Genomic DNA, 14,540 nt, shown 5'->3' on the forward strand with positions numbered 1-14,540 from the left:
TTACTAGTTGTTTTTCGTTTGTTTTAATGCTTCTACAAGCTGCATACTCGCTTTTTTAGCACCTTTATAGTTTAGGTGGTGATAATCTGCGAAATCTTTATCATTATATAGGTACTGATCATCCTTATATGTGTTTAAGTCAAAAAAAGGAACTTGTTGTTCAGCTAAGTAAGAATCAAAAAAAATAGCTTCATCATCAGGGTCAGTTAATTCTAATCTTGTTGGAGGGTAAGCGGTTCTAACACAAATTAATTTTGCATTATTAGAACTTACCAATGCTTGTATTTTATTAAAATACGTGTTAAATCGGTCTCTATTGAAGGACGATGTAGAGAAGTTTGCAATGGGTTCGTAATTTGATATTTGAGTATCACTGACAATAGTTGTGTCATACAAATATCCTTTTATCCAATTGTCTTCTTTTCTCAAAGATTTATTTTTAGATAAAATCCCTGCAATATCTTGCTTAATATAGTTCTTGAACTTTACAACGGGAATACTATAATTTAAAATTCCGCTGTTGCCATAGCCTTCGTAAATGAGATTTAATTGCCTTTTCTTAGAGTTAAAGAATGAGCTATTTGAAAACGTCTGGTAATAATCGTATGACTCATCAGACGCCTCAAAAAACATATCTAAAACAATATATTTAGGATTTTGATATTCAAATATTTCTTGTAACGAATAATAGGTTTCTGCAATGTCTTGGGCAGAGGTTGCCATATTATACGAGTTGGTATTTAAAACTGAATCAATAATTATTGGATTAAATGACGCATAACACCTGCTTGTGCCAATTAAAATTAGATCGAAAGTGTTTTTGTTATTATGAATTGCTTCCCACTTTAGGTAATTTCTATTGGTTTTATTTTTTACAGATTTGTAAGTAGGATACTCATAGAGTATTGCTATTATGGTATTTAAAATTATAAATACTAATAAACCTAAAGCAAACTGTTTTAAGAATTTTTTCATTTAAAACTGAAAATAAATAAATGCTTGTTCTTCTCCTGTGAAAAGAAACATTAGCATAATTAGTACCATATATAAAGACCATCGTAATGGTTTATTTATTTTATCTACTCTCTCTAATGCATATTCTCCATGTCTTCCTAACCATTCTATTATCATAAATACTAAAACCAAGAATAAAACTGTAAAAGGTATGATAGCTGGTTTAGAAAACAGTGAAACAGTAAATATACTTTGTAAATATTCTATGGCGTGTGTTACAGAATCTGCTCTAAAAAATACCCATGCTAATAAGGTTATAAAAAAGGTATTTGTCATTTGTAAAATTTCTTTAAAGCTAGGGAGTAATTTGTTTTCTGCAACGATATCAGTATTTACTCTATTTTTATTTGTAAGTAATAGAGGTAAAAAATACAGAGCATTTAAACCTCCCCAAATAATAAATGTCCAATTTGCTCCATGCCAAAAACCACTGACAAGAAATATAATAAATACATTTCTAATTTTTTTGTTTAGGCTTCCTCTACTACCACCTAGGGGAATATATATATAATCCCTGAACCAAGTAGATAAAGAGATGTGCCAACGCCTCCAGAATTCAGCTATATCTCTGGAAAAATATGGGAAAGCAAAATTTTGTTTTAGGTTGAATCCAAAAAATCTAGACACACCTATGGCAATATCTGAATATCCAGAGAAATCACCATAAATTTGAAAGGCAAATAGAAAGGCTCCTAAAAGTAAAGTGCTTCCTGAATAGTCATCTGAGTTATTAAATATAATATTAGCGTATTTTGCACAATTGTCTGCAATGACCACTTTTTTAAATAAACCCCAAATTACTTGGCGCATTCCGTTAACAGCATTAGCGTAATCAAATTGACGTTTACTATAAAACTGTGGTAATAAATGGGTTGCTCTCTCAATAGGGCCAGCCACTAATTGAGGAAAAAAACTAACAAATGCAAAAAAAGCAATAATGTTTTGAGTCGGTTTTAGACGTTTTTTATAGACATCTATAGTATAGCTTAAAGTTTGAAACGTATAAAAACTAATACCTACTGGTAGAATGATGTTTAATGTATTAGGGCTAATTTCGGATCCGAAGAATGAAAATGAAGCTATAAAGCTCTCAACAAAAAAGTTATAATATTTAAAGAAGCCTAAAAAACCAATGTTAATGCAGATACTCGTCCAGAGTAACAATTTACGTTTTACTTGTTTGTTTTCCTTACTTAATAGTACTCCAATACCATAATCAATAAATGAACTAAATATAATGAGCGAAAGAAATCTCCAATCCCACCATCCATAAAAAACATAGCTGGCAATTACAATAAGAAAGTTTTGGTGCTTCAAATTTTTATTAAATACAAACCAATAAAGAATAAAAACTATCGGTAGAAATAAAAAAAAATCAAGCGAGTTAAAAAGCATAGTTGGTTAAATTTGAGTCGTTTTTATGCTAAATCATAATTGCGTCAGGTAAATATGATAGTTAATAATTGTAATGTCAAAATAATTCTTTGAACTTACAATTATAAGGTATTATCTACATATTATGGTGGTGAAAATAAACTAAACGGTTAAAATGTAATTATTTGCGACGTCACTTTATTGTATTGAAATTAACTAAACTCATCGGTTAATTCCTTTTTAGGAAAAAGAATTTAACACTTATAATTAAACATTGTTGTTGGTATACAATTTGCACAATAACCGTGTTAATATGCAGGGTATATAGGTAAAGTATGTTTTAGGTGAATTCTACGGTCTCGTCATCGATGAGGTAACCTAGATAAACAAAAATAGCCATAAGGTATGGTTGGTTGATTACACTATGTAAACTCAGCATAAACACGCACATGGCTAGTAGCATTGGGAGAACAAAATATCTTATGTTTTCTGAACATGAAAAGGCTCTATGATAGTAGACACCCAGCATAATTATAAAGAATAGTAAAACAAAAATTCCAGCATCTGCCCAAATAGCAATAAATGTATTATGCGTTTGATGAAGAGCTCCAAAGTCAACACCGTTACCCATAAGTGGATTTTTATAAATATAATGCAAAACCTCTGCTACTAATTCACTTCGTCCTGAATCATCAATTTCCTCAAAATTTAATGACAAAACATTCACTAGGTTATTAATTTTATCTCTTTGTTGTCCTACTAAGTCCATATTGGCTGTGAGACTGTTTAAGTTTAAGAGCAAAAGGTATACTATGGGTAACAAGCAAATTCCAAATATGAGTTTTAATCCAGTAAAAAATTTACTGTTCAGTATTACTAAAGAAATAATAAATACCGAGAGTCCTGTAGTAGAAAAGGTAATAAACAAGCTATAGAATACAACTGCTAATATGCCTATTTTAAGAATTTTAAAGATTATTTTCTGAGGATTATAAACTTTATAAATAAAAATAAAAGTAAGTACCGTAACTAAAGCCATGTTATTGGCATCTCCATATACACCTTGAGCTCTATCTACCACATATTCTCCCACTCCTTGAACATCGAGATCAAAATTTATGCTATTAAAATAAATACACGTAAGGCAAGATAAGATTAGTGAAATTATAGCTGTTTTTTCAAATACCTTTCGGTTCTCAGGCAAACTGAGATAGTAGTAAAATCCTAATACGTAGAAAAAAGGAATTGTACTCGCTACAATATTTGTGTAATTGTTATGCATTGCTCCAGAAAAAATGGCAATGACAAAATAAATTATGTAAAAATAAATCCAGAGTCTCGCTGTTCTTGAGAACTCACCTCTGTTTCTTAGGGTTAAAACGATTCCTAATAGAATTAAACCTAAACAAAAATATGCTATTATCTGCGCTAGTACTGTAGAAATAAACATCGTTACTAAAACCTGAAGGTTGAGTACAGTAATAACAAAAGGTACTAAAAAACAAAGGTGTATAGTTAATTTGTTTTTCATTTTTATAGCGCTTCAAAAATTTCTAGATACTTAGAATAAATGGTTTCAATATTATACCGATCTAATGATTTTATGCCTTGTCTAGCTAATTCTATTCTTTTTTTTGGATTTTTTATTAATTTATCTAATTCTATGCTCATTAATTCCATATTCTGATCTTCAACCAAAATACCATTAACGTTATGAGTTATGATTTCTGAAGGTCCAGAAATACAATCATAAGAAATACAGGCCATACCTTGTGACATAGCTTCTAGTAATACCATTGGTAAACCTTCAAATCTAGAAGTCATGATGTAAATTTCAGAATCTCTCATAATTTTAGAAACCTCATTAGAAAAACCTTCAAATATCACTTTGTCTTCTAAGTTTTCTTTTTTTACAAGGTTCTTTAAATATTGTGTTCCTTCTTCACCTCCGCCAACAATTTTTAATTTCCAATGAGGATAATTTGCTAAAATAGGTCCAATTAATCTTATCAAATTATCAAATCCCTTATGGTGATATCGGTTAAGTGATCCAACTGCTAAGATAGTCTTATTTCGATCTCTGCTTTTTTCTTTAAAAACATCAAAGGAACAAGGGTTGGGCATAACAAACGTATTGACATTTCTCTGTTCATAAAAATCCTTATCAAAACTGGTAAGTACTGTTAAAGCGTTACTATATCTATAGGCATACTTTCTAGTTATTTTGCCAATAAAATCTGTCTCTTCTAGGTGGTTGTTGTGTTCGGAAGCAATTAGTTTTATTCCATAAAGTTTACTTATAAGCGTTCCTATTAAATTTGTGTGAATCATAAAGGAAATTAAAACATCTGGTCTATTTTTTTTGGAATAATAATAATGTGCCAAATTTTTTAAACTTCTTACCATGTGATTTTTAATCTTTCCATGATGAAGTCTAATGCGTTTAATATCCTTTCCCGGTTGCCAGACATCTGGTTCGTTAAAAGTTATAATGGATACTTCATGCCCTTTAACTTTGAAATGATCAGCGAGTATAACCAATACACGTTCTGCACCTCCCGAAGCTAGAGAGTTAACAACAAAATCTATTTTCATTAGATTAGTTTTTTATATTGTTTATATGTGTATCCAAAATAGAAACAACTACTTATAATAAATACCAAAGACGTGCTCATTGCTAATCCATAAACTCCATAATATTTAATTAAAATAATGTTTAATATGATATTAATAATGAGATTTACTAGAGATATCCAAGCCATAAAGCTGTTTTTATTAATACTTGTTAAGAATTTAACAATTATTAAGGTGCAAAGATAGAAAGGAACATTCAGAAACAAAATTTGTTGAATAGCAGATACTTTTAATGTATCGTCATGAGTAAATTGATCTCTTTCTAACCAGAGTTCAATAATCCAATCTGAGATAAATATTCCAATTAAAGTAGCTACTAGTACTCCTAGAAATACCCATTTTAATATTTTAAATAAATACAGGTAGGCCTTTTTAATATCTTCAATAACTAATCTCGAAAAATGAGGTAATAGCACATTTCCTAGAGACATAATTACAATAGCAACACCAAAGGCAGGAATTCTATTGGCGTAACTTAAAGCTGCTAATGACCCTACAATTAATTGACCTGCAAAAAATTGATCTACAAAATTATTCATAGCTGAGAGAAAACCAGAAGATACTTTAGGAGGTAGTTGCCTTATCATTAATCTTGAGTTATTATTTAAAATAGGCTTTCCTATTGCTATTACTCTGTATCTAATAGAGAAATATAATAAAAATATAAAACCAACAAGAGTACCAGCTATTGTTCCGTATGCCAAAACCATAGGACCTAATTCGTCTAAAAATAAGAAAAGAAAGAGAATCATTGTTAATAATGGAAATAGTCCATATACCGTAGATATTAAAAAGCGATTTTCAACTTCTAGTAGCCCAACAAGTACAGACTCTATAGCCCAAAATATTAAACATGGTAAAATAACATGTAGTTGGTCTTTCACTAGTTGGTAATTCGCTTCTGGTTGATTAGGGTAAATAATATCTAAAATAAGATCTATCGATAAATATGAGAATAATATAGATACAATTGCAATGCCAATGGTTATCAGGAAAACAACACTTTGAAAGCTAGACCTATTACCTTCATTTTTTAATTCAGCTATATAATTTGGTATAAATAAGTTTGTAAGTGAACTAATAAATACGCTATTTATAAAAGTAGGTATCAGAGAAGCAATGATAAAAGTGTCAATGACGACGTCTAGTCCAAAACTACCAGCAATAATAGTTTCCTTATAAAATGCAACCCCTTTTATAAGAAAGGTAATTACGGCTACAATTGCCATACTTTTAAAGATGGGATTCTGTAGTGCAATGTTTGCTTTTTCTAAGAGTTTCTTTACTAACATTTTCAGTTAACTAATGCCTTCTAATTATTGGTAAATAAACTTAACCGCGTCAAACATTATACAATAAGGTCGATTATATTTTGACGTGATGATATTAGTTACTGTAGGTTAAAGTTTATTTAGGCATAATAATTATAAGGTCACAAATATGAAAAAAATAATTGAAACTCAGATTATTATTATATAAACTCAATAGATTTCGGTTTAACTACAATGTTACTATTTTAAGTATTTTCAAATATGAACTATATGAGTTTATTTTTTTCGATTCAACATCACTATTTATTATAAAGGACGACTTATTGAAAAAGCTTTTTTGTAATAAAATCCGTTAAAGTGTTAAATGTCTCGATGACAAACATCTAGATATAAAATTAAACCGTATATAAGTTTATGAAATTTGAATACATTTTTTTGTATTTAAAAACCTACAAAAGAACACATTTTAACGAATAATTAAGCATTATAATGCATTTTGACGAATAATTAATCCTTTAAACTAAAAAAATACATTTTAATTTTATAGATTGCCGAACCTACTTAATTAAAATGCCCTAAGAATTTATGAAAATTTTTAATACGTCCCCAACAGCGATTGGTATATTACCAATATTATTCATATTATTTTCTTTAACAAATATATCAGCACAACAATTAGCTTTCCCTACAGCAAAAGGCGCAGGAGCCTATGCATCAGGAGGTAGAGGTGGTCAAGTTATTCATGTTACCACATTAGATTGGGATGGGCCAGGTAGTTTAAAAGAAGCAATTACTACACCAGGTCCAAGAACAATAGTATTTGATGTAAGTGGCGAAATAGATGCCACAGCAATGGGTGATTACGAGACTTTAATTTCGGGATCTCAGTTTGATGACTTAACAATTGCAGGGCAAACCGCACCAAATGGAGGAATTACAATAAAAACAAGCTTTTTTATTATAAATGAGGTCGATAATGTAATCTTAAGATTTTTAAGATTTAGAAACAATTCGCCACATCCTAATTCTGATGCGATTTGGTTATTAGGTTCTGATACTGTTATTTATGATCATTGTACATTTAGTCATGGTAATGACGAAGGGTTAGATGTAAGTGCTTCAGCTACTCCTACATCTTCGAACAATATTACCATTCAGAATTGTTTTATTCAAGACAGTAAAACCGGTTCATTAATGGGAGACAAATCAGCGACCGGAAGTTTTACTTTTACCAATAATGCCATAAGTGGTATTTCTCATAGATTCCCAAATACTACTGCAGATACAAACGGTCAAATCGATGTCGTTAATAATGTGGTTTATAATTGGAACAATCGTCTAGTTAGAGTTACAGGAAATGGTAATTATAATATTATCAATAATTATTATAAGCCTTCTAATGAAGGATTAAGGAGAGCAGGTTGGTTTCCTGGAAATACAGAAATTATTTCAAGATTACACAAATTGCAAGTTCAATTGACAGACAGCCCATTGATTTATACAACTGGAAGTGTGATTACAGGACAAAGAGAGACTCCTCAGGAAGACGATTCTGATATGTGGCAATATTTCGCTGGTTCTCATGCAGCTTTTCCTGAAGGAAATCCGGTTGCAAGTCAATTTTTTGCAAGTACTCAATTTCCATTAGTGGGAGCTGAGTTTACAATAAAAACAGCAAACCAAGCCTATGTTGATGTCTTAAGCGATGTGGGTGCTAATAAAACCTTAAATGCGAATGGTACTGTTAATGAGTATTTAGATTTAAAAGATGAAGCTGATATTTTAATGATACAGAATGATACTTTTGAAAGCTACGACTCAAATAATTTCACATATTTTCCTAGAAGTGAAATTCCTTACCCAGCGATACCTCAAAACAGCAGACCATCCGATTTCTATGTGTCAAATCCACATATTCCAGAAGTTTGGTTTCAGGCTAATGTGCCAGAAGGACAAGATCATAACGACATAGCACCAAGTGGTTATACTTGGCTAGAAGAATACTTAAATGGCGTAGATAGATCTAATGAAATAACAGCATTAGAAAGTGTTGTGGTTACACCTTCGACGGCAGAAATATTTATTCCAGAAACACTTCAACTAACCGCTGGTTTTATTCCAGATAATACAACCAATCAAAATGGAACATGGAGTTCTAGCGATGAAACTATTGCTGTTGTTGATGCAAATGGACTTGTAACTCCTATTTCTAATGGACAAGTGACTATTACATTCACAGCTTCAGATGGAGGATATACAGATACATCTGAAATAACGGTTTTTTATGAGGCGCTCGAACCGAGCGCAGGTGAAGACCAACAGATCTGTGAAGGTGAAAGTATTACCCTTACTGCCAGTGGCGGTACAAATTATATTTGGAACACAGGTGAAACTAGCAATAGCATAAATGTAACACCTGAATCTACAACAACATATACAGTTACAGTATCTGATGATAATGGACAATCTGAAGATGCTACTGTTACTGTAATGGTTAACGCTATGCCAACAGCTAATGCAGGAGAAGATCAAACTATATGTGCAGGAGATTCTATTACCTTAACAGCTACTGGTGGAATTTCATATCTATGGAATACGGGAGAAACTACTGCATCAATTGAGGTTAGTCCTAATGAAGAAACTACCTATAGTGTAGAAGTAAGTAATGATACTTGTTCTAATTTAGATGATGTCACTGTATTTGTTAATACTGCTCCAATATTAACAATCACAGAAGATTTAGTTATCGTTGAAGGTGAATCTGCTCTGTTAACTGTAAGTGGAAGCGATACATATGAGTGGAGTACAGGCGAAACTACAGATTCTATCACTGTAACTCCTTTAAGTACTACTACATATACGGTAAACGCGGTAGGGCCAAATGGTTGTACGAGTAACGCAGAGGTTACTGTAACGGTTATACCAGAACTTATTGCTAATGCTGGTAATGACCAAACGATATGTTTTGGTGAGACCGTAACTTTAACGGCTATAGGAGGATCAACTTATTTATGGAATACCGGAGATACTGGTCCTGAGTTAAATGTAAGTCCAAATGAGACAACAACCTATACTGTTACTGTAGAAGATGAATTTGGTTTTACCGATACTGATGACGTTACTGTTTTTGTAAATGATTTACCAAATATTTCAATAAATGAAGATCTTTTTGTAATGATTGGTAATTCCGTAACACTTACCGCGACTGGCGGAAATACATACTTGTGGAGTACAGGCGAATCTACTTCAGAAATCACAGTTAGTCCAGATGTGACAACAACCTATACCGTTACAGGATTTTCGGAAGCAGGTTGTCAAAGTGTAGCTGAAGTAGTTGTTACTGTGATTGAAGATTTAGTGGCGAATGCCGGAAATGATGTTACAATATGTCTCGGTGAAAGTGTCATTTTAAATGCATCAGGTGGAATAACTTACACGTGGAATACAGGTGATATAGGAGCAACACAAACGTTTTCACCAACAGAAACTGCGACTTACACCGTTACAGTAACAGATGGGTTTGGAAATTCGGATACAGATGATGTTACGATTACAGTAAACTCTCTTCCCATAGCATTTGCAGGTGAAGATAAAATAATATGTCAAGGCGAATCCGTTGAGCTGGTAGCAGAAGGTGGAGATTCTTACTTATGGAGTACTGGTGAAACAACTTCAACAATAAATGTAACCCCTAATGAAGATACTATTTATACAGTAGAAGTGTTTGCAAATGATTGTTCTGCTACGGATGATGTTGCAGTATTTGTTATGGTCGCACCAGAGTTAACTGTGAGTGATGCGATTACAATTGTTTCAGGGAGTTCAACTATAATTGAAGCTTCAGGAGCTGATTCTTACGTATGGTCTACTGGCGAAACTACTAGTGCAGTAGAAGTTAATCCTATAGAAACAACGACCTATTCTGTAACAGGTTTTTCAATTAATGGCTGTCAAATTTCTAAAGAAATAACAGTGACTGTAATAGCGGAAGTGCTTGCAGATGCAGGAAGTGATGTTTCTATATGTAATGGAGAAAGCGTAACGTTAACGGCTTCGGGTGGAACTGAATTTTCCTGGAATACAGGTGATACAAGTGCCTCAATAACGGTTAGTCCTACTCAAACCACAACGTATACGGTGACTGTAACAGATAGTTTTGGTAACTCGGATTCTGATAGTGTCATAGTGAACGTTAATGACTTACCAATTTTAACCATATCTGAAGGTGTAACCATTACTGAAGGAGAAAGTATTAACCTTATTGTTAGTGGAGCAGAGACGTACCAGTGGAGTACAGGTGACACTTCTAGTACTATTGCGGTTAGTCCATTAGAAACAACAATTTATACGGTTACAGGTTACTCCGCAACAGGTTGTGAAGTTACTGAACAAGTTACAGTAAGTGTTGTTGCAGACGTCATAGCAGATGCAGGAAGTGATGTTTCAATATGTAATGGAGAAAGCGTAACGTTAACGGCTTCAGGTGGTGTTGATTATGAATGGAATACAGGTGATGCAAGTGCATCAATAATGGTTAGTCCTACTCAAACAACAACGTATACGGTGACTGTGACAGATAGTTTTGGTAACTCGGATTCTGATAGTGTCATAGTGACCGTTAATGACTTACCAATTTTAACCATATCTGAAGATGTAACCATTACTGAAGGAGAAAGTATTAACCTTATTGTTAGTGGAGCAGAGACGTACCAGTGGAGTACAGGTGACACTTCTAGTACTATTACGGTTAGTCCATTAGAAACAACAATTTATGCGGTTACAGGTTACTCTGCAACAGGTTGTGAAGTTACTGAACATGTTACAGTAAGTGTTGTTGCAGACGTCATAGCTGATGCAGGAAGTGATGTTTCAATATGTAATGGAGAAAGTGTAACATTAACGGCATCAGGAGGTGTTGATTATGAGTGGAATACAGGTGATGCAAGTGCATCAATAACGGTTAGTCCTACTCAAACCACAACGTATACGGTGACCGTAACAGATAGTTTTGGTAACTCGGATACTGATAGTGTGATAGTGACCGTTAATGATTTACCAATAATATCTGTAAGTGAAAATATTACAATTGTTGAAGGGGAAAGTACAAGCTTATCAGTAAGCGGAGCTGAAACTTATGTATGGAATACAGGTGAGACATCAAATACTATTATTGTAAGTCCTGCTGTAACCACAACTTATAATGTTATTGGAATGACAAATTCATGTACTAGTGAGTTAAAAGAAGTAACCGTTACAGTATCGCCATTGTTTAGAGCATCTGCAGGTTCTGATACGCGTGTTTGCGATAATCAAAGTTATGAAGTAGTTTTAACCGCAAACGAAGGAGATAGTTACTTGTGGAGTACAGGAGAGACAACTCAAAGTATTGTTGTAAATCCGATGTCGACATCAACCTATTCCGTAACCGTTACTTTAGGGGAGCAGACTGATACAGATGATGTTGTGGTATATGTAGATCCGAGTCCAGATGTTGTTATCGAGAATGGAGACAGTGTAGATATATTGAATGGAGACTTTGTAACATTATCAGTTTCTGGAGCTAATTCTTATCAATGGACTAATGGTGCTACTCAACCTAATATTGCAGTAAGTCCGTCGACAACAACAACTTATGAGGTTAGAGGCTTTGTAGGTGAGTGTTATGACGATAAGCAAGTTACGGTGAATGTACTACAACCAGTAGTAGCGGATGCAGGCCAAGATGTTTCAATTTGTTTAAATGATCTAACAACTTTAACGGCTACGGGAGGAGATGACTACGTTTGGAGTACCGGAGAAACGACTCCTACGATTACGGTTTCGCCAACAGAAACTACGGATTACACCGTAACCGTATTTAATGCTCTAGACTTTGATGAAGCTACAGTTAGAGTAGAAGTTGATCTTAATTGTGCTATAGACTCTACACAACCGATTGAAGAAGAAGAGGAAGAGTTAAATTTTGATGTTTATCCTAATCCGGCATCAGATATGGTAAATGTAAAAATATCAGGAACGGTAAATGTTTCTGATATAACTATCTACGATGTTACAGGAAAGTTAGTAAAGCAAATAAAAGTGGCTAATGAGAATTCAAGTTACTCTACAACGTCTCAAATAGGAATTAGCTCATTTCAGTCTGGTGTATATTTTGTGAGACTTATTAGCAAAGATAAAGCTATGACTAAAAAGTTAATTGTAGAATAAGAAAACACTATTATTGAATATAAAAGCACCAAAATCAATATGGATTTTGGTGCTTTTTTTTATAATCGAATTCGGTTAATTTGAGCCAAATCCAAATTCTTTATACCACTTGCTTAATACATATAATTTCCAAACATTAGCAGTGTGATCTTCATTACCCTCCATATGATCTATTAATAAGTTTTTAAACTTTTTTACATTCAGGTTAGGAACACTATTTAGAAAATCATCATTTAAAGCTTCTAAAAATTCTTCCTTCAATTCTTTGCGCATCCATTCACCTATAGGAACAGCAAATCCACGTTTAGGTTGGTCGAACACGCTTTCAGGTATATATTCTTTTAGAATGTCTCGTAATATCTTTTTTTGACGTCCTTTTTCATACTTAAAATGCATTGGTAATGATCTTGCAAACTCTATAACTCTGTAGTCCAAAAAAGGGCTTCTAACTTCTACGGAATAAGCCATACTAGCTCTGTCTACTTTAACATTACTGTCATTCTCTAACCATAATTTAATATTTAAATCCGCGGCTTTTTGTAAAAATATATCAGACCAAGATTTATAACCTTGGTAGTGCTTCATGTATTCTTGCTTTTTCTCGTTTAATAGAAAACCTTTTCTTGAAAAAATATTCTCAATAAAATCATTTCTACTTTTTGTATATAAAGCATTTTTAATTCTATAAGAATCCATTCCAAATAGCTTTAATAGTCCGGAATTGGCAATAAACTTTCTCAGTATATAAGGTATATCCATGATTCTTTTATTCCGAACTAAGGAGTCAAAATGCTCATAGCCAATAAAACTCTCATCGCCTCCATCTCCAGATAGAGCAACAGTTACGTATTGTTTAGTTACCTTGTTTAGTAAAAGAGAAGGTAGGGCAGAGCTATCTGCAAATGGTTCGTCATATACATCCGTGAGTTTTGGGATAAGGTGAAGTATGTCACTAGCATTGCAAATCGTTGTAGTATGTGTTGTGTTTAAGATTTTAGCATACTGTTCCGCTATTTTGCTTTCATCATATTTAGGGTCATCGAAACCTATTGAAAAAGTGTTTATTTTAGATTTTGAAACCTTTGCAGCAATACTAGACACAAGTGCGGAGTCAATACCTCCTGATAAGAATGAACCAATAGGTACGTCAGATTGTAGACGTATTTTTACGGCATCTAATAAAAGTTTGTGTAATTCATGTTTTGCATCTTCATATGAAATGTCTTTAATTTTAACCGGTTTTAAATTCCAATAACTAAAGGTCTGTAGTGAATTGTTATTGAAGTCAATTTCCATATAATTTCCTGGAGGAAGTTTGTAAATATTTTTGGCAATAGTATAAGGACTCGGTATAAACATGCAATCTAAAAACATGGAAATAGCATCGTCATTGACCTTTTTACCTGAGAGCATGGGTTTAATTTGGCTACAGATTTCAATTTTTCCATTTTCCCAGTAATAATAAAAGGGTTTAACACCAAGCCTATCTCTTGCAGAAAACAGAATATTTGTTTTGGAATCGTATATTGAAAAGGCAAACATTCCATTTATTTTGTCTAAAATGGATTTTCCCCAATGTTTATAGCCAATTAATAATACCTCGGTATCGCTTTCTGTTTTAAATTTATAACCAAGGGCTGTAAGTTCTTCTCTTATACTTATATAATTATAAATTTCACCATTAAAAACAATAGTTAAATTTTTAAAAAACATTGGTTGATTAGAACGTGGATCTAGGTCTAATATAGATAAGCGTAAATGTCCAAAGGTAAGATCATTTACTTTTTCAATTCCAGTATAATCTGGACCTCTAAAAGAAATTGAATTTAATTTAGATGTAATTTCCTCATTATCAAAAGGAATATTAGTCAGATATATACCGCACATATTATGAATGTTATTATTACTACTATGTAAAAAAAGAACATTTTTATGTGAAAACCACGAGTATTGTAATAAAACAGTTGAAAATTTAAAAAAACAGGATAAGGAGTTAAACTTTTAATATATAGCGACATAAAAACTTCTATATAGTATTAT

General features: G+C 32.6%; 7 protein-coding genes. 1 reads left to right on the forward strand and 6 read right to left on the reverse strand.

The features are described 5' to 3' along the window. Positions 1–3: 3 nt before the first annotated feature. The 5 genes from C8N41_RS13770 to murJ all read right to left on the reverse strand — a co-directional run bounded on the left by C8N41_RS13770 (position 4) and on the right by murJ (position 6,314). Positions 4–975, reverse strand: coding sequence for a hypothetical protein (locus C8N41_RS13770; RefSeq protein ID WP_115839703.1), 972 nt, complete (start codon positions 973–975; stop codon positions 4–6). Next, on the reverse strand, positions 976–2,409 hold the full coding sequence (locus tag C8N41_RS13775; protein WP_115839704.1) for an MBOAT family O-acyltransferase: 1,434 nt from the start codon (positions 2,407–2,409) through the stop codon (positions 976–978). 319 nt (positions 2,410–2,728) lie between these two features. After that, on the reverse strand, positions 2,729–3,919 hold the full coding sequence (locus tag C8N41_RS13780) for an O-antigen ligase family protein (protein WP_115839705.1): 1,191 nt from the start codon (positions 3,917–3,919) through the stop codon (positions 2,729–2,731). Positions 3,920–3,921: 2 nt separating this feature from the next. Then, entirely contained in the window at positions 3,922–4,983 is a 1,062-nt protein-coding gene (locus C8N41_RS13785) for a glycosyltransferase family 4 protein (RefSeq protein ID WP_115839706.1), read from the reverse strand. Beyond that, a complete protein-coding gene (gene murJ, locus C8N41_RS13790; protein WP_092443106.1) occupies positions 4,983–6,314 on the reverse strand; it encodes a murein biosynthesis integral membrane protein MurJ in 1,332 nt (443 codons plus the stop codon). Before murJ ends, C8N41_RS13785 begins: the two co-directional genes overlap by 1 nt. A 564-nt stretch (positions 6,315–6,878) precedes the next feature. Between murJ and C8N41_RS13795 the strand changes: the two genes are divergently transcribed. Continuing rightward, positions 6,879–12,500, forward strand: coding sequence for a T9SS type A sorting domain-containing protein (locus C8N41_RS13795; protein ID WP_115839707.1), 5,622 nt, complete (start codon positions 6,879–6,881; stop codon positions 12,498–12,500). Between the two features lie 75 nt (positions 12,501–12,575). On the opposite strand, the gene asnB is transcribed toward C8N41_RS13795, so the two are convergent. Next, positions 12,576–14,387: an asparagine synthase (glutamine-hydrolyzing) gene (asnB, locus tag C8N41_RS13800; protein ID WP_092443102.1), complete on the reverse strand. Its 1,812-nt coding sequence runs from the start codon at positions 14,385–14,387 to the stop codon at positions 12,576–12,578. Positions 14,388–14,540 lie beyond the last annotated feature (153 nt).

This window comes from Winogradskyella sediminis (assembly GCF_003387355.1).
Lineage (GTDB): Bacteria > Bacteroidota > Bacteroidia > Flavobacteriales > Flavobacteriaceae > Winogradskyella > Winogradskyella sediminis.

Excerpts from the sequence above, each read along its gene's own strand:
- C8N41_RS13770 (WP_115839703.1), bottom strand. The coding sequence starts at position 975 with ATGAAAAAATTCTTAAAACAGTTTGCTTTAGGTTTATTAGTATTTATA.
- C8N41_RS13775 (WP_115839704.1), bottom strand. The coding sequence starts at position 2,409 with ATGCTTTTTAACTCGCTTGATTTTTTTTTATTTCTACCGATAGTTTTT.
- C8N41_RS13780 (WP_115839705.1), bottom strand. The coding sequence starts at position 3,919 with ATGAAAAACAAATTAACTATACACCTTTGTTTTTTAGTACCTTTTGTT.
- C8N41_RS13785 (WP_115839706.1), bottom strand. The coding sequence starts at position 4,983 with ATGAAAATAGATTTTGTTGTTAACTCTCTAGCTTCGGGAGGTGCAGAA.
- murJ (WP_092443106.1), bottom strand. The coding sequence starts at position 6,314 with ATGTTAGTAAAGAAACTCTTAGAAAAAGCAAACATTGCACTACAGAAT.
- C8N41_RS13795 (WP_115839707.1), top strand. The coding sequence starts at position 6,879 with ATGAAAATTTTTAATACGTCCCCAACAGCGATTGGTATATTACCAATA.
- asnB (WP_092443102.1), bottom strand. The coding sequence starts at position 14,387 with ATGTGCGGTATATATCTGACTAATATTCCTTTTGATAATGAGGAAATT.